General features: G+C 39.3%; 15 protein-coding genes. 11 read left to right on the top strand and 4 right to left on the bottom strand.

All coding sequences use genetic code 11. The features are described from left to right. Window positions 1-106: 106 nt before the first annotated feature. The 3 genes from PQO01_RS13985 (at window position 107) to PQO01_RS13975 (ending at window position 3,478) form a co-directional block, all read left to right on the top strand. The gene (locus PQO01_RS13985) at window positions 107-1,624 is read left to right on the top strand and encodes a DUF5077 domain-containing protein (protein WP_274314707.1); all 1,518 of its coding nucleotides are present in this window, start codon (window positions 107-109) and stop codon (window positions 1,622-1,624) included. A gap of 57 nt (window positions 1,625-1,681) precedes the next feature. Then, entirely contained in the window at window positions 1,682-2,632 is a 951-nt protein-coding gene (locus PQO01_RS13980) for a sugar phosphate isomerase/epimerase family protein (protein ID WP_274314706.1), read from the top strand. 81 nt (window positions 2,633-2,713) lie between these two features. Next, entirely contained in the window at window positions 2,714-3,478 is a 765-nt protein-coding gene (locus PQO01_RS13975) for a carboxylesterase family protein (RefSeq protein WP_274314705.1), read from the top strand. Between the two features lie 24 nt (window positions 3,479-3,502). Here the strand turns inward: PQO01_RS13975 and PQO01_RS13970 are convergent, their stop codons facing one another. After that, window positions 3,503-4,774, bottom strand: coding sequence for a heme-binding protein (locus PQO01_RS13970; protein WP_274314704.1), 1,272 nt, complete (start codon window positions 4,772-4,774; stop codon window positions 3,503-3,505). Window positions 4,775-4,908: 134 nt separating this feature from the next. Here PQO01_RS13970 and PQO01_RS13965 point away from each other — a divergent pair, with 134 nt between their 5' ends. The 4 genes from PQO01_RS13965 (at window position 4,909) to PQO01_RS13950 (ending at window position 7,740) form a co-directional block, all read left to right on the top strand. Continuing rightward, the gene (locus PQO01_RS13965) at window positions 4,909-5,367 is read left to right on the top strand and encodes an SRPBCC family protein (protein WP_274314703.1); all 459 of its coding nucleotides are present in this window, start codon (window positions 4,909-4,911) and stop codon (window positions 5,365-5,367) included. Between the two features lie 235 nt (window positions 5,368-5,602). Continuing rightward, a complete protein-coding gene (locus tag PQO01_RS13960; RefSeq protein WP_274314702.1) occupies window positions 5,603-6,028 on the top strand; it encodes a hypothetical protein in 426 nt (141 codons plus the stop codon). 19 nt (window positions 6,029-6,047) lie between these two features. Next, on the top strand, window positions 6,048-6,743 hold the full coding sequence (locus tag PQO01_RS13955; protein WP_274314701.1) for an SDR family NAD(P)-dependent oxidoreductase: 696 nt from the start codon (window positions 6,048-6,050) through the stop codon (window positions 6,741-6,743). Window positions 6,744-6,888: 145 nt separating this feature from the next. After that, entirely contained in the window at window positions 6,889-7,740 is an 852-nt protein-coding gene (locus PQO01_RS13950) for a PA4780 family RIO1-like protein kinase (RefSeq protein ID WP_274314700.1), read from the top strand. 61 nt (window positions 7,741-7,801) lie between these two features. On the opposite strand, the gene PQO01_RS13945 is transcribed toward PQO01_RS13950, so the two are convergent. Together PQO01_RS13945 and PQO01_RS13940 are read right to left on the bottom strand one after the other, a co-directional pair. Beyond that, complete coding sequence (locus PQO01_RS13945; RefSeq protein ID WP_274314699.1) at window positions 7,802-8,260, bottom strand: hypothetical protein; 459 nt, start codon at window positions 8,258-8,260, stop codon at window positions 7,802-7,804. 119 nt (window positions 8,261-8,379) lie between these two features. Continuing rightward, entirely contained in the window at window positions 8,380-10,221 is a 1,842-nt protein-coding gene (locus PQO01_RS13940; protein WP_274314698.1) for a sulfatase family protein, read from the bottom strand. A 236-nt stretch (window positions 10,222-10,457) separates the two neighbouring features. Here PQO01_RS13940 and PQO01_RS13935 point away from each other — a divergent pair, with 236 nt between their 5' ends. The 4 genes from PQO01_RS13935 (at window position 10,458) to PQO01_RS13920 (ending at window position 15,184) form a co-directional block, all read left to right on the top strand. Beyond that, window positions 10,458-11,966, top strand: a complete 1,509-nt coding sequence (locus PQO01_RS13935; RefSeq protein WP_274314697.1) for an arylsulfatase — start codon at window positions 10,458-10,460, stop codon at window positions 11,964-11,966. A 1-nt stretch (window position 11,967) separates the two neighbouring features. Next, complete coding sequence (locus PQO01_RS13930; protein WP_274314696.1) at window positions 11,968-12,531, top strand: 3-keto-disaccharide hydrolase; 564 nt, start codon at window positions 11,968-11,970, stop codon at window positions 12,529-12,531. A gap of 156 nt (window positions 12,532-12,687) precedes the next feature. Next, complete coding sequence (locus tag PQO01_RS13925) at window positions 12,688-13,707, top strand: alpha/beta hydrolase family protein (protein ID WP_274314695.1); 1,020 nt, start codon at window positions 12,688-12,690, stop codon at window positions 13,705-13,707. 4 nt (window positions 13,708-13,711) lie between these two features. Beyond that, on the top strand, window positions 13,712-15,184 hold the full coding sequence (locus PQO01_RS13920; protein WP_274314694.1) for a sulfatase-like hydrolase/transferase: 1,473 nt from the start codon (window positions 13,712-13,714) through the stop codon (window positions 15,182-15,184). Between the two features lie 33 nt (window positions 15,185-15,217). Here PQO01_RS13920 and PQO01_RS13915 read toward each other — a convergent pair whose 3' ends face one another. Continuing rightward, window positions 15,218-16,348: a Gfo/Idh/MocA family protein gene (locus PQO01_RS13915; RefSeq protein WP_274314693.1), complete on the bottom strand. Its 1,131-nt coding sequence runs from the start codon at window positions 16,346-16,348 to the stop codon at window positions 15,218-15,220. Window positions 16,349-16,381 lie beyond the last annotated feature (33 nt).

Raw genomic sequence — 16,381 nt, 5'->3', positions numbered from 1 at the left:
AGCCGGTCTTTTTTTGTGCATAAATTAAAAAACATACTAGATATACACTAGATCTATTTGATATTGTTATTTTTACATCTTATGGTAAATAAAAAAGGAGACTACGATGAAATTATTTTTAGCATTAGCCATTAGTCACTTCATGCTATTTGGCTCCAACCAAGGACTTCACCTGTTTGACGGTAAAAAATTAAGCTCACTACAAGCTGATAAGTTTACACAAAGTGGAAGTAGTCTGAAGGGCCTTGGCAATTTACTTATTGAGAGCAATGAAGCTGCAGTACAAATTGATATCATGATACAGGCAGTAAAGGCAGACACCCATTTGAAAGTCGATGGAGAACTTGTTAAAAATCTTAACTTAGTCAAAAGTGAGTCTCAACACCTCAGTTTCACCTATCGTCGATTAAAAGACGAACAAAGATCAATTCGCCTCTCCGGCCAAAAAAGTCAATATTTTGGTGAAGGTGCAAAGTTTAACCCTAGCTACTTTGAAGGATCCTTAGTTCAAGATCAAGAAGACACAAAATTCATCACCCTCAACTTTGATCATCCCGTCATCATTCACCGCATGCGTATTATACCATTGAATAAATTTAGCATAAAAGAATTCTTTCTCATGTCTCCTGAGACCGAGCAAAAGTTCTACACTCATACTGATGAACTCTATAAAAATCAATGTTTTGAATGTCATGGTGAAAAAATGACCATACACGTCAAAGGTACTTTCCGGCCAGTAAAGCGTTCGCTTGCGAGTCATGCTCAACTATATAAATACATTAAACAACATCGTGATCTGAAAGACCCCACGATCCATAGTTTAGCCTGGTATATCAATAAGAAGATCTTTAAGACCCACCATAAAAGCCTCTATCGCACTTACAGCACAGCACAATGGAAAAAACTGCCTGAATCTTTATATAGCGTAGAAGAGTTTTTAGAGAAAAAAGAAGCGGCCAGCCAACTCCACTACACCCTAAATGCAGAGCAAGGTACTCTCGTCAATCAAGGTGAAGCACGATTCATCAATGGTGCGCTAGAATTTTGGAATGATCCTCAAACTTGGATTAAATGGCAAATCGAACTCAAACATCCTGGATTTGTGGATGTAAGTATCGAACAAGCTTTCCCAGATGAACAGCTTGCAGAATATAGTATAAATATTGGTGCCGAAGAACTCCAAGCCAAAGTTGTCCAAACCGAAAGTTGGGGAAGCTTCAAAAAAATAGAGCTCGGAAAAATCTATATAAATGAGCCAGGTACTTATACCATCACCCTAGTCCCTAAGAATAAACCTGGCGTGGCCGTTATGAATCTACGCAATCTAAAAATCAGTGGTCTCCCTGTTTTTAAGCTCACCACAGATACACATAAGACCGTTTTTCATTACACAGCTAATTCTGAAAAAAACTATGCGAGCAAAATAGTATCAGCTCCTGAAAAAGCCCATGATTTAACAAACTCCATAAAAAAAGAAGTTCATCCGCCGTCAAGTTTACAAAACTCTGACATATCAAGTATTACACCAATAGACAAGCCCCAAGAAGCCCCTAATAATAAACAATCAACAGAAATTCACGACGTAGAAAAAGTTACTAAAAAATCAGAATTTATATACATCTAATGTAAAGATTTATTTTAGTCGGTGTAAACAATAGTAAACCGTTTAAGGAGATAGAATATGCAAAGAAGAGACTTCCTCAAATCAACACTAGCAGCAAGCGCAGCCTCGATGAGCCTCGCTTCTTGTAATTCTATACAAAAAACAACTCGTCCCAGTCAATCATGGCAATCAGGACGAAGTTCTTGGCCCATCTGTCTCGACACTGCCACCCTATCAGGAAAAATTTCACTCGAAGAAAAAGTTGAACTCGCTGCCGCTGCTGGATTTGATGCAATTGAACCTTGGGATCGCGAATTAAAAGCTCATGAAGAATCTGGAAAAAGCCTCAAAGATCTCAATCGAAAAATCAAAGATCTCGGTTTATTTGTTCCCAGTGTCATTGGAGTCTGGGGCTCATTAGCTCCAGATAAACAAACTTTTGAAAATGAACGTGATCAACACCGTGAGCGCTTACGCATGATTAGTGATGTTGGTGCCTCTCACGCTCAAATCATCCCCAAATTTGACCGTACAGAGTCACTAAATCACTATAATGCCGCATGGGCCTATGCAGAAGTCTGTAAAATGGCTAAAGACTATCATTTAGATCCCGGAATCATTTTTCTTAATTTTGTCCCTGGTTTAGAGAAACTCGCTGATGCCGTTCATATTGCGCTACTCTCTGGTGTTGAAAAATCACAAGTTATCCCAGATACCTTTCACATGTTTCTAACGGGTGAATCACCCGTTGGACTTGAACGCCTTAATCCAGAAATGATTACTATTTTTCAATTTGCCGATGCGGCCAAAAGTTTAAAACCGAGCAATGCCAAAGGCCTTGATAAACATCGTGTTCTTCCTGGAGACGGACAAATTGACCTAGTATCTTACCTCAAGCCACTCAAGGATATAAATTATAAAGGCTGTATCTCACTAGAACTCTATAATCCAGAGTATCGTAAACGTGAACCCAAAGCCTTTCTTGCCGAAGCCATCGAAAAAACACGCGCAGTCTTAGAAAAAGTCTAAAAAGTAAAAATCTCTACACGAGAACTGTTATATCTTTACTTGACCTTACGTACTACTAGTACAACTAACTAAGGATAGACGATGAATAAACTGATTACTTTACTTTTCTTTGTGAGCACTTTGACTTTGGGTGCTCAAAACAAATTCACGCCGTGGAAAGAACTTTATAAACCACATACGCATGAAACTATGCCCTACAGGCTAATGTCCCCTATAAGTATGGATTCCGGCAAGAAATACCCCGTCATTGTTTCACTCCATGGTGCGGGAGGCAAAGGTACTGACAACAAGCGTCAACTCAAAGCTTGGAATCAACAACTCGCTGAAGATCAAATTAGAAAAGATTACCCTGCTTATGTTTTAGCGCCTCAATCACCAGGCTTGTGGGACATTCAAATGTTAGACCTCATCAAAGAAGTAATTGCTGCACTTCCCAATGCCGATTTGGATCGCATTTATATTTTGGGCCATTCAATGGGTGGGCACGGGACTTTTATTTATATCCAAGCGGACCCCACCTATTTTGCGGCTGCAGCACCCTCTGCGGGAACTGGTTTAAAATCTACCGCCGACTTTATAAAAGCAAAAATCATCAAAGATATTCCGGTTTGGGCTAGTCATGGTGATCAAGATCGAGTTTGTCCTTATGATCGAATTGTCAAAGTTCTTGAGGAAATGAAGCAGCTTAATGGCAATTTTAAACTGACTTCTTGGAAAGGTGGTAATCATGGCGTTTCTGACCGCTTTATTCATGGCCATTCCAGCGGGATGACAGAGCTTAGTGGTCCACGCTGTGATCCAGAGAGTCAGTTCATGACTTGGCTCTTTAATCAAAAAAAGAAGTAAAGCCTTTAAATTTTGTTTCCAAACTTATTTTCCTATTACGGGAAGCTGTACTTCCCAATAGCGATTTTCTTGCGGAACCATTGGACTATTGTAGCCCAATAAACGCGCTTCACCATCTAGTTGCCATTGCTGATTTTTGAGTAAATAAGCTTTCATCTCCTCAATGGCATCAGATATTTTTTCCTTAGACTGACTTCCACGGATGCCTAAACTTAAGTAAGTTTTTGCAGGCATGTCATAGACATTAACTCCATTGCCTCTATCTCCTAATTCGCCTATTTCTTTATTAGCGTAGATGAAAGCCATATTCTCACGTGATTGATCTTTATCATCTAGGGTCATTTCCACTGGAGAAGTCATTCCAATGCCAGATTTTTGGATATGAAAAAACAACTTCATGAATGTACTATTTTGCCCCCCTGACTCTGCCCTTGCCATACGATATTCCGGATAATTTTTCACTACTAATTCACCCAGTGGACCAGGTTTAGGAAAGCCCTTAGGCATTTTAGATTCTATAATGGGTTTAAAATTGCTCATCATTTTTTCTTTTTGTTTTTCATTATTTATTTCCCCATAGACTTTGTCCAACAGCTTGCGAAGTACCCAAGCATTTTTACCTGCCTTATGATTATTTTGAGTATTCTTTAAACTATTTTTTATTGATGATTTGAGTTCAGCTTCAATTAAATTATCGTCCCATAAAACCAAAGATTCCAGTGCCAAACTATAGACATCTACGCAAGCTTGATGCTGTCCGTGGTTGTAGAGTGGAACTCCTTTATTTATTGCCGACTCAATGATTTGAGTCATTTTCTCAGCATTATTCAAACTTGCTGCAGGTAATAAAACACGATCTATAATGTGTATTATTCCGTTTGAAGCACTTATATCATTTGCAATTAATTTAGCTTTATTTACGTACAACTGACCACCTTTAATGTAAGCTTTTAAGGTTTCGCCATTAAGTGATATTAGCTCTTTGTTAATGACATCTTTAGCTTCAAACTTTGCAGGAATTATGTGTAATTTAAGAATGGCAATTAACTTTTTCTTATTCTCTGTTTTTAATAAGTCCTCAACTGTGCCTTCTGGTAATTTCCCAAAAGCTTCGTCATTGGGGGCAAATATTGTTAGAGGCCCTGCTCCTTGAAGCGCAGAACTCAAGCCAGCTTCCTGTGCAGCTGCTAGTAGTATTTTGAATTTCCCTGAATCCCTTGCCACATCAAGGATATCATTGCCTGTTAATACATGTGTGCTCATTAATGTTAAAAATAATAGTGTCAATATTTTCATGATTGGTATCCTAGTTTATTAAAACGTTCAAAACGTTCATTGCTTAAATCTTCTTCCAATGAATAAATAAAAAAATTCTTTGTAGAATTTTTTTATAATCTTTTTGGTATTACTTGCATGAAAAAAGGATTATTATGTACAAGCTATACAGGCAAATCAAACTTAAGGTAAGTAAAGATGAGTGTTGGGATTTTTTTTCTGCACCAGAGAACCTCAAAATCATCACACCCGATTACATGGGTTTCGATATCATTGAAGGGGGAGGCACAGAAATGTATCAAGGACAAATAATTGCTTACACTGTTAGTCCCCTCCTAAATATAAAGGTTAATTGGGTAACAGAAATCACTCATGTTCGAGAAGGTGAATTTTTCGTTGATGAACAACGATTTGGTCCATATAAATTTTGGCATCACAAACATTTTTTTAAATCAATACCTGGTGGAACTTTGTGTATAGATGAAATTCATTATTTGCCTCCCTTTAAATTAATAGCACCAATGATCAACAAGTTGTCGATTCAATCCAAACTTAAAGAAATTTTTGATTACCGCGAAAAAGTACTTATTGAACGTTTTGGCAAAATAGATTAGTTAATTTTCAGTGCCTACAACTTTGCTCATTCACCAAAATAATTATCTAGTTTCAGCACCTTCATACGCTAATTTTGCAAAATAAAATATTTTTTTATTCAGTATAAACCATTTAAAATAAGTATTTAAGAAAAGAAAATGTTCATGTGATCAAATTTAGAAAGTATAATTTAATTTGTTTTTTTTGTAAAAGCGAAAGTTATTTAATCTATTCAATAACAAAGGATTACAAATTATGAAAAACTACAATCAATACCCTAAGAAGTATGTCGCATACGAAGTTAATCGCATTTCTTGTGATTTTGAAACTGAAGAAGATTTTCTCAAAGCACTCGAAGATCTTGAGAATAAAGGACTCGACAAAAGCAAATTTTATATCCTACATGGTGCTGAGGGAGTAAAAGCTTTTGATCCGACTGGTGTTGAACATGGTTTCTGGCCCATGATATCAAGAAAAATACACAAGATCATCAGTGAGGCAGAGGAAAAAGCGATTGATCAATTGACTGCAGACCTTGAGCAAGGAATGATACATTTAAGTGTACCTGCAAAAAAATTAAAAGTCAGAGATCTCGTGCATCACGTTATGGATGACCACCACGGGCACAACACCAAATATACAGATCGTTTTTACGTAGAAGAATATCGAGTAGCACAATAGTCATAGGACACCTTTGAATATGTCTGACAATATTCTCATTGCTGGTTCAAGAAGCGAAATTGCCAAAGCTTTAATAAGTAAATTTGAGGTGGAAGGCTTTTCGGTTTGGACTATGAGCCGTGCTCATCAGCAAAGAGATCAACACTTTGTTGTAGACCTATTTGATGAGTCACAAAATGAAAATTTTGTGCAAGAATTAAGTAAAATGAACTTAAACTTATCGGGTATAATTAATTGTTGTGGGATTTTGCACAATGAAAACAATATGCCTGAAAAACAAGTCGGTGATATAGATCTAGCTTGGCTTCAAGAAAGTCTGCGTGTTAACTTATTTACTCACATTCAACTAGCAAAATTAATCGATACACAAATAAGCGGTAATCGTTTCTTCTGGGTTTCTCTCTCCGCTATGGTAGGTAGTATCAATGATAATCATTTAGGCGGGTGGTACTCATATAGAATGAGTAAATCTGCCTTAAATATGTTCGTGAAAGGTCTATCCATAGAATGGAAACGAAAAAATAGAGAAAACTGTGTTATCGCCCTGCATCCAGGTACAACAGATTCCCCAATGTCTAAACCATTTAAAGTAAGACCTGACAAACTTTACTCTGCGGAGCAAAGTGCTGAAAGGATTTATAATGTCATTGCGAATCTAGATACTGAACAAAATGGATCCTTTTTAAATTGGAATGGAGATACCATCCCTTGGTGAATCAACGCCCTTATTTGTTCGTAACTATAAAACATGATTCATTATTTTGCATATTTAAATATGAATACTTGCTTTTATATAAATGTGGCTTTTTGTGATTGATACTTATTCATTAATCACACAATCATTTATTTAGGTAGTTAACTTGAAGAAAACCCCAAAAAGCCTCAAACCTCTTTTGGAAGATGGTATAATCGATAAAGTTATTCGCCCCATTATGAGCGGTAAAGAAGCTAAAGTTTACCTTGTCGAAGTAAATGATGAGTATCGCTGTGCCAAAGTTTATAAAGATGTGCACCAAAGAAGTTTTCAGAATTCATCTATTTATCGCGAGGGTCGCAAAGAGCGCAATTCTCGTAAAGCCCGCGCCATGGCAAAGCGATCTAATTACGGAAGAAAAGAAGAAGAGAATTCATGGCAAAACGCCGAAGTTCATGCCCTCAATCGTTTAGCTGATGCGGGCGTTAGAGTTCCCATAACTTACGGTTGCTTTGATGGCGTTTTACTCATGGATCTCGTCAGTGATGAACATGGTAATATTGCACCAAGATTGAGTGAAGTGGAAATGAATGCGGAGATCGCAGCAGAGTTTCATCAAATACTTTTGACTGAGCTCGTACGCATGTTGTGTGCGGGCTTGGTGCATGGTGACCTATCAGAGTACAATATCCTCGTCGACGAACATGGACCTGTCATCATTGATTTGCCCCAAGCAGTTGATGCCTCTGCAAATAACAATGCAAAAATGATCTTTGAACGCGACGTCAATAATTTACGACTCTTTTTTGGTGCGCATGTACCCGAAATTTTGGAGACTCAATATGGCCCCGAGATCTGGGAGATTTATGAAAGCGGTGAACTTAGACCCGAGACAATTTTGAGTGGGAAATTTACTGCTGACGAAAAACTCGCTAATGTTGATGAAGTTCTTGAGGAAATTGAAGTCGCTAGAGAAGAGGCCGAAGCGGCTCGACTTTACGCAGCTAGTAGAGCTTAAAACCAAAAAAGGCCTCGACAGTATGATTGTCAGAGGCCTCATAAAATGTAATGAGTTAGACTTATTTTCTATCTAAATGATTGATTACTAGAAGAGCTAAATCACGCTTTGTTTTTGGCAGCTCTCCAGAAATATTTCTTTCAAATAAATCGTCATTTTTTAGGGTCTCTTTTACTTTCCCAGATTTAGCGAAAGTCACTGCTGGAGTAATGAGTTTAAGCTGTACTTTTGACGTTGTCGCCGCAATCACACAACTACCTCGAAGTTCAGCCGTCTGTAAATGGGCTAATGTCATATCCTGCGAAACCACACTTGCCTTAATCAACACATAGTTGACTTGCTCTGTAGTCATCAGCTTTTTTAATTGCTTATAGAGATCCGCTATATCAGCAGTACGAGAAGTACTCTTTGCTAATTTTAGGCTTCCTTGTGCAATCAAATCAAGTTTATCTGATTTATCATTTTTGATGAGTACGTAAGTTATTTCTTTAGCCGCCGGGCGTATTGAAAGTATTGTCATGATTATAAGTCCCTTTGGGCAAATTATTTATTTAGCTCAAGGCTAATTAATTATAGATGCCACCAGTATACAAAAGACATTTAAAATAACAAAGCCAAAGACAGATTTAAAGCATTTTATTAAATTCGCATCCAATCGATTTCAAATTTCGTTCCTTTGGGAGCATTAAATTCGAGTTTGAGGTCTTTAATGATTCCAGACCAATTTTCACTGAGCTTAAATTGCTTGTCATCGAACTTATTAGCCCCTGAAAGCTTGGTAGTTGAAATAAGCTTGCCATTGGCATAAAACTTAATCTCAGCAGGCTGGTTTGAACGTAGTCTTATCTGTAAATGACCTTGATTGCGGCTCGTATCAACTTTTAATCCACTACGAGTGATTGTTGCTTTCTCGGCTTTTAACTCGAAATCTAAAAAGCCCTGACGCCCTGCAATATTTTCTTGCTCACCCTCAGCTTTCCAGCCTTCTGTTTGCCAACCACCACAATCAAATTCGAATTGTAGCTTGCCATCATTAGCATCACGATTGTTATATTTTTCCCAGAGGTCTGATAAACCGTCACCATCTGAATCGGTACGCACGCGTTCATATTCTTCATTGACACCTTTAAATCGTCCATTACCGTTCATCACAAGCTCAATATCTGGTTCCTGCCCTGCTCCAAGGTCTCCTTTGGCAAGCCACGATTCTAGAATCTGGCAATGTTCCTCGAGCACAGATTTATATTCAGGAAGTTTTGCTAAGTTATTCACTTGAGCCGGGTCAAGGCTAATATCATAGAGTTCCTCAGCTGGGCGTTCACCAAAATAAATTTCTGCTAACTTTGGATCCAGGCTTCCTTTGGCATATTCACTTCGCATGAATTTAAGGTAGTCTTTATTATCGCGATATTGTGGCTGTAGAAAAACTCTATCCAACTTATAATTGCGTGTGTAGCGATACTTGTCTGTTCGTATCGTGCGAACGCGATCAATCGTGTGGTCACAACGGTCGCGACCTGAGCCAACGAATGAGCGTTCTTTAAAATCCGGAGCAAATAAATTTTGTCCTTCAATCCATTCGGGATATTCAATTCCTCCCCATGTTAAAGTCGTTGCAGAGACATCCAATATACTCACTAAATCATTTCTAGTGCCTTGCTTTGGCACCCATTTTTCCGGACCTATGATGACAAGAGGTACGTGCAAACCTGCTTCAGTTGGCATTTGTTTGTGACGAATCAAATTATTAGCGCCGTGGTCAGAGAAATACACAACTATCGTCTTATCCATTAAACCGTCTTTCTTAAGTTCCGAAAGGATGAGGCCAATACGATCGTCATCGGAGCGAATTGTATCGCAATGCTGAGCCACGATTTCGCGATACATTTGATTCTGAGGATAATCTGCAGGAACAGTCACACTGGCAGGATCAGTTCTTCTGTCCTCAGGGAATTTCGTGGTATTAGTCTTTCCTCCCTTGAGCTGAATCTGCCCAAAGAAAGGCTTGTCTTTCGGCATCTCTCGCCAGGGCATAGAGCTTTGTTTTCCATTAACTTTGATATATGTACTCGAAGGATAGGTAAAATTGTAATCATCCTTGCCCTGATTAAAAGTAGCATAACCTGCTTCCTGAAATAGCTGAGGAAGTAATTTCATTCCTTCTGGAAGTGGCAAACCCGCTTTACCCCTGCGGGAGCGATGCTCATGACCGCCAAAGCGAAATTGATTGGCACCAACGATCACAGCTGAACGACAAGATGAACAAACGGGAGCAGGTACAAAAGCTCGATTAAAAAGTACTCCATCACTAGCCATTTTATCAATGATGGGAGTTTTGCCCTTTTGAGGAGCATAATCATAAGAGCCCATCCAGGGAGAAGTGTCTTCTTGAAATAGCCAAAGAATATTCGGTTTATTCTGAGCGTAAATATTAAAACTCAAAAATACAGTAATCAGCAAGGTCATTAAAATTTTATTCATCGTATCTCTTTTGGTATCTCATTATTGTTTCATAAAGCTTATTCACTGGAAACTTGATAATCTTTCGGATTATTTATGTAAATAACACACTAAATAGAACTATCTGACAAAAAAAGCGTATTTTTGTATATAAAGTAAGTATTTGCGCAAATTTAACCTTTTTTTCGTGATTTGATTGAGGCAATAGCCATTTCTATCCTATATGATCTTAAAACAAATATTTTTTAAGGTCTCATATGAAGTACTATTTTCTCTTATTTAGCTTAGTCTCTAGTCTAATTGCCATAGAGAAACCCAATATAATTTTCATCCTCGTTGATGATATGGGCTACTCAGACTTGGGCTGCTATGGAGGCGAAATAAGTACCCCAAATATTGATTCCCTAGCGCAAAATGGTTTGCGCTATACTCAAATGTATAATACGGCTAAATGCTTTCCTTCTCGTGCTTGTTTGCTCACAGGCATCTACGCTCAGCAATCTGGCATGGATAAAAAACATGCAAAGATGCTGAATTCCGCCACCCTTGGCGAAGTTCTCAAAACAGCGGGCTACAGAACTTTTGCTTCGGGAAAACATCACGGCACTGAAAATCTCTATGATCGTGGTTTTGATCACTATTATGGTTTGCGAGATGGCGGCTGTAATATGTGGAACCCCGGTAAGAAGCGCGAAGGTGAACCCGCACCTGGAAACAAAGGACGTGATCGTTATTGGTGTGATGATGAACAAACTGTCACAAACTACACTCCGGAAGATCGAAATTTTCACGTAACTGATGCCTTCACTAACAAAGCTCTTGACTGGATGGACGAAAAAGAACTCGATTCTCAGCCCTTCTTCCTTTACCTTTCATACACTGCGCCCCACTACCCTCTCCACGCCTGGCCGGAAGATATAGCAAAGTACAAAGGCAAATATGATGAGGGCTACGAAGCCATTCGTGAAGCACGCTACAAACGCATGCTTAAACTGGGAATCATTGATCCAGAAAAAAGTCCTTTGGCAAAATGGCCTGACCGTCAATGGTCTAGCCTCAAGGGAGTTGAACTCGAAAAAGAAAAGCTAAGAATGGAAATTTACGCCGCTATGCTTGAGCACGTAGATCGCAGTGTCGGCAAAGTTATTGCCAAGCTGAAATCTCAGGGCAAGTTTGAAAATACCCTCATCATGTTTGCTTCAGATAATGGTGCCTGCGCGGAAGGAAGTGGCGCCAAACGCAAATCAACTAAGATCGAAGACTTTGGGAAAGTCGCCAGTTTCGAAACCGTTGGCAAAGCTTGGGCGACAGTTCAAAACACCCCACTCCGCAACTGGAAAAACTATTCTCACGAAGGTGGAATTCGCACGCCTTTTATCGCTCATTGGCCCAACAAAATATCTAAGCCCGGCTCATTTAATCGTGAACCTGTTCATTTCATCGATATTATGAGTACTTATGTTGAGTTAACAGGTGCAAACTATCCATCAAAAGTCACCCCCATGCAAGGAGCAAGTCTTGCCCCCACTTTTTCAGCTCAAGTACTTAATAGAGCCAAGCCACTTTTTTGGCAATGGTCAAAGGGAGGTGGCGTTCGTGATAAAAATTGGAAAGCCGTGTTCTGGGGAAAGAAATGGGAATTATTTGATATGTCTAAAGATCAAAACGAGTCCAATGACCTCGCGTCTCAATACCCCGAAAAACTTCAAGCTCTTAAAAAATCTTATAATACCTGGTACAGCCAGACCAAATCACAAGGAAAGTAATATGAAAAAATTCGCACTCGCCCTACTAGCTCTCAGCTCATCTCTTTTGGCATTAGAAAATGCCGGTCAAAAATGGGTAGAAAAAACGGAGAAATCTTACTGGACAAGTCAAGATCAACTCATCATCGGTGAAAATGCCGACAAGAAAAACTCCGTTCTTTGGACAAAGAAAAACTTCAAAGATTATGAGCTCATCATTAAATTCAAAACTGATTCAAAAGATTATGACTCAGGTGTTTTCCTTCGAGGTAATAGCCACCAAGTACAAATCGGCGTTTCTCGCTCACTCAAAAAAGATCTAACTGCCTGCATCTATGCTCCATCTGATAAAAAGGGGAAGTATCCTGCTGCCAGTAATCAAATTAAAGAATTACATAAACTCGGTGAATGGAATGAGATGAAAATCATCGTCAAAGGTAAAAACATGCAGGTATTCCTCAATGGTACTCAAACAGTGAACTATGATGGTGTGAAAATTAAGGATCAAGGTCCCATCGGCCTACAGCTTCACTCTGGCGTTCACCAAAAAATGGAATTTGAAATTCTTTCTCTCAAAGAATTTTAATCCGGGATCGCAGACGACTCGCCTGCATATCACCCTCGAACCGCGCAGCTCCTGCTGCGCACAAACTCTTCTCCCTCACGCTAAAAGCGTGTGTGAAGTAAATAGCTAAAAACAGCATTTTTCTGCTCAACTCTTTATTCTAAAAAAGAAAAAATAATGAAAACTTTATTGCTTATTCTCATTATCCTATCAATTAATATTGAGGCAAAATGGCCAGATTCAATTATTGATATCACATACGCGAGCTCAATGGATAATAGTCTGCAGCCAATGAAGCTATATTCCGCTAAAGGGAATAAAGAACGCCCTCTACTGCTTGCTCTTCATAGTTGGTCAGGTGATTACAAGCAAACAGGCTGGCAAATAGAAGCAGTACAATGGTGTTTAGAGAATAATTGGCACTTTATTCACCCAAACTTTCGGGGTCCAAATAACAACTCTGAGGCATGCGCCTCTGACAAAGCTGTGCAAGATATAATTGATGCAGTTCAATACATGCAAAAAAACTATCAAGTGGATAATAAACGGATATACCTCATAGGTTCATCTGGAGGTGGACATATGGCCTTGATCATGGCTGGGCGTCACCCTGAAATATGGGCGGGCGTTTCTGCCTGGGTACCAATCTCTGATCTTAACCAATGGTGGAATGAATGTAATAACACTCGGTATGACAAATATGCTCGTCATATAGAAAAAGTTCTTGACGCAAAGCCCACTAAAAATCAATTAGCAATAACACAGGCAAAACGACGTTCTCCAATCACTTACTTAGATAAAGCACGCGAAGTCAATATTGATATAAGTGCTGGTATAAGTGACGGCCGTAAAGGAGGTAGTGTTCCCTTCTGTCACACTTTAAATGCTTTTAACGCAATTGTTGAACCAAAACACAAAATCCCCAATAATCTGATTACAGAATTCTACAAAACCCAAATCCCTCCAAATACATTAGTTTTTAAAGGTGAAGATCCGCTATTTGGTAAAAAAAAGGTTTTATCTCGAAAATTCACTCAACACACTAGGGTTAATATCTTTGATGGTGGTCATCAAATTATTACACACGCGGCTCTAAATTGGTTGAAAGCGCAAAGAAAAGGAAACTCTGCTGTCTGGAAACCATTAAAAATCTCTAAAACATCTGCCACTCAAAACAGTCATCAGTCGGGGCTATAAAGCTATGAAAAAATCACTCTATTTCTTACTTCTATCTCTAGCTTATTCATCCATATCTGCAGCTGATAAAAGAGCCAACATCCTCTACATCTTTACTGACGATCAAACTCATCGTTCAGTATCCTGCTATGATGAGGCTCATGATTGGGTGCAAACACCAAATATCGATAAATTAGCTACTTCGGGAATGCGGTTTACTTCTTGCTACACGGGAACTTGGTGTCAGCCATCGCGTGCCAGTAAGCTTACTGGCCTACTTCAACATTCCTTGGATTCTATTCAGATTACTGACTACCCCATGGCATCTTATGACCCAGACAAACTCCCCTTTTTTCCTTCTGTTTTTCGTCAGCAGGGTTACGAAACTGCGTGCATAGGCAAATGGCATTTAGGTGAAGATCTGGGCCATGGTCGCGATTGGGATTACTCCGTTATTTGGGACCGTGGTGGACCAAAGCAGAATAAATATGCATACTTCAATAATTCTCTCGTACGCACTAATGGTGGTGAACGTAAGTCGCTTGGGGGCTACACAACTGACCGTTTTACTGAAATCGCCGTGGACTATATCAAAAAACCTAAAGATAAGCCCTGGTATCTGTGGCTTTGCTACCCTGGTGTTCATGGTCCTTATACCCCGGCTGAGCGTCACAAAGATTTTTACAAGGACGTAAGTGTTGAAATTCCTTCAGACATCTTTGGTCCACGCCCCACAAAACCACAGCATTTAAAAAACATGACACGCTGGAAAAAAGATAAAAATGGCCAACCCGCAAACTTCAGTAAGTCAGTTATCAAATACAACAACGCCGTAAAATCTCTTGATGAAGCGGTGGGAACTTTGATGAAGACTCTGGAAGAAAGTGGCCAACTGGAAAACACTATCGTGATTTTTACTTCTGATCAAGGTTTTGCTTGGGGGCAGCATGGATCCAAGGAGAAGTGGCTCCCCTACGATGCTAATATTGTGGCCCCACTCATTATCAAAGCCCCGAATTTAACGACTGCGGGGACTGTGAGCAAAGAACCCGTAAGTGGCGTCGACATCACTACCACCATTCACGATCTCGCTGGAATCAAATCGCAATGGAAAATGCACGGCCGCAGTCTTATGCCTCTACTTAAAGAGCCTAAGTCTTCGCTGAATTCTCCCATGCTAATGATCAATACCACTCATGTTTATGGCGATAAAATTAATGCTGAGCTAAAAGCGAAAAACTACGATGCTTTTAAACGCAAAGGACTCTATGCCTGGATGATGATGCGCGACGGCAAGTATAAATACATCCGTCACTTTAAGGATAATGTTATTGAAGAAATCTATGACCTCGAGAAAGATCCCAAAGAACTCAATAACCTCGCGGTCAATCCCGAATACAAAACTATACTCAAGAAGCTACGCGCCAAAACTATCGAAGAATTTCATAAACAAGATGGTGACTTCGTCGATTTACTTCCCGAGCCTAAAGAGTTCTGATTAGGGCTACATCGCCAAATAATTAGAGAAAATTTACTTCTTTCTAAAAGTGAAATCTGGGAGTTTTATATTGATGCCACCCTGTAGCGCTGATTCATGAGCCAAAATACCCACACAAGTAATATTCGCTGATTCTCGTGCATTTGGGTATGAGTCTTCACCAGTGAGTAACATACTGACAAATTGATGTACTAAATGTGGGTGTGAACCGCCATGACCAGCTCCTTGTGTAAAGGAAAGGTGCTCATCACCATCATTATTGTATACTCCATGACTAGTAAAACTTTGAATCTCTTTTGGTAAGTAATGGGCAAAATCGGGACATTCTATTTTTTCAGGAATTTCAGGCTCTGGTTTTTTTGCTGTATGTAAAACCAATCCCTCATCTTCAATCAAAGGCCATTCAACCGATTTCTTAGAACCATAAACTTCAATACTTTCGCGATACTGGCGAGCCGTATCAAAAAGTGAACGGTAAACATGAGCCGAGAGGTCGGAATCTTTAAATTTTATGTGGCAAGATTCTACTGCGAAAGGTGAATTATATTCTTTGATAAGTTCTTCGCGAATTGTTCCCGACCCAAAGCATGAAACTTCATCTGCTTCTGCTCGGGTTAAGCCCAAAACAGGTCCCACACAATGAGTCGCGTAATGCATGGGGGGTAGTCCGGGCCAGTAATTGGGCCAACCGTCCATATCTTGCTGATGTGTAGCTTTAAGAAATTGAATTTTCCCTAGCTCACCTTTATCATAAAGTTCTTTCATGTAGAGGAATTCGCGGGCATAAACAACGGTTTCCATCATCATGTATTTAAGCTTTTTTTCTTCTGTTAAACGAACAATCTCTCGACATTCTTCTACAGATGTTGCCATCGGCACAGTACAAGCCACATGCTTACCTGCCTTTAGAGCTTTTATGGACTGTTCACCATGATTGGGAATCGGAGTATTAATGTGAACTGCATCAACCTCTGGATCTTCGAGTAGTTCTTCATAGGAAGTATAGCGCTTTTTTATACCAAATTGATCGCCAACTTCATTTAATTTTTCTTCGGAACGTTGACAGATTGCTGCCAATTCTACACCTGCATATCTTTGATAGATGGGAATAAATTCCGCACCAAAACCCAAACCAACAATGGCTACTTTTACTGTATCTTTCATTATATAAGACCTTTCGCAATTAAACATATTTCT

This window comes from Lentisphaera marina, assembly GCF_028745505.1.
Lineage (GTDB): Bacteria > Verrucomicrobiota > Lentisphaeria > Lentisphaerales > Lentisphaeraceae > Lentisphaera > Lentisphaera marina.
Note: the sequence above shows the minus strand (reverse complement) of the source record. Positions and strands in the feature narration are given on the sequence as shown.

Bases quoted from the DNA above. Each gene is read 5' to 3' on its own strand.
- PQO01_RS13925 (WP_274314695.1), top strand. From the start codon at position 12,688: ATGAAAACTTTATTGCTTATTCTCATTATCCTATCAATTAATATTGAG.
- PQO01_RS13955 (WP_274314701.1), top strand. From the start codon at position 6,048: ATGTCTGACAATATTCTCATTGCTGGTTCAAGAAGCGAAATTGCCAAA.
- PQO01_RS13975 (WP_274314705.1), top strand. From the start codon at position 2,714: ATGAATAAACTGATTACTTTACTTTTCTTTGTGAGCACTTTGACTTTG.
- PQO01_RS13945 (WP_274314699.1), bottom strand. From the start codon at position 8,260: ATGACAATACTTTCAATACGCCCGGCGGCTAAAGAAATAACTTACGTA.
- PQO01_RS13980 (WP_274314706.1), top strand. From the start codon at position 1,682: ATGCAAAGAAGAGACTTCCTCAAATCAACACTAGCAGCAAGCGCAGCC.
- PQO01_RS13930 (WP_274314696.1), top strand. From the start codon at position 11,968: ATGAAAAAATTCGCACTCGCCCTACTAGCTCTCAGCTCATCTCTTTTG.
- PQO01_RS13935 (WP_274314697.1), top strand. From the start codon at position 10,458: ATGAAGTACTATTTTCTCTTATTTAGCTTAGTCTCTAGTCTAATTGCC.
- PQO01_RS13960 (WP_274314702.1), top strand. From the start codon at position 5,603: ATGAAAAACTACAATCAATACCCTAAGAAGTATGTCGCATACGAAGTT.
- PQO01_RS13920 (WP_274314694.1), top strand. From the start codon at position 13,712: ATGAAAAAATCACTCTATTTCTTACTTCTATCTCTAGCTTATTCATCC.
- PQO01_RS13965 (WP_274314703.1), top strand. From the start codon at position 4,909: ATGTACAAGCTATACAGGCAAATCAAACTTAAGGTAAGTAAAGATGAG.
- PQO01_RS13940 (WP_274314698.1), bottom strand. From the start codon at position 10,221: ATGAATAAAATTTTAATGACCTTGCTGATTACTGTATTTTTGAGTTTT.
- PQO01_RS13985 (WP_274314707.1), top strand. From the start codon at position 107: ATGAAATTATTTTTAGCATTAGCCATTAGTCACTTCATGCTATTTGGC.
- PQO01_RS13970 (WP_274314704.1), bottom strand. From the start codon at position 4,774: ATGAAAATATTGACACTATTATTTTTAACATTAATGAGCACACATGTA.
- PQO01_RS13915 (WP_274314693.1), bottom strand. From the start codon at position 16,348: ATGAAAGATACAGTAAAAGTAGCCATTGTTGGTTTGGGTTTTGGTGCG.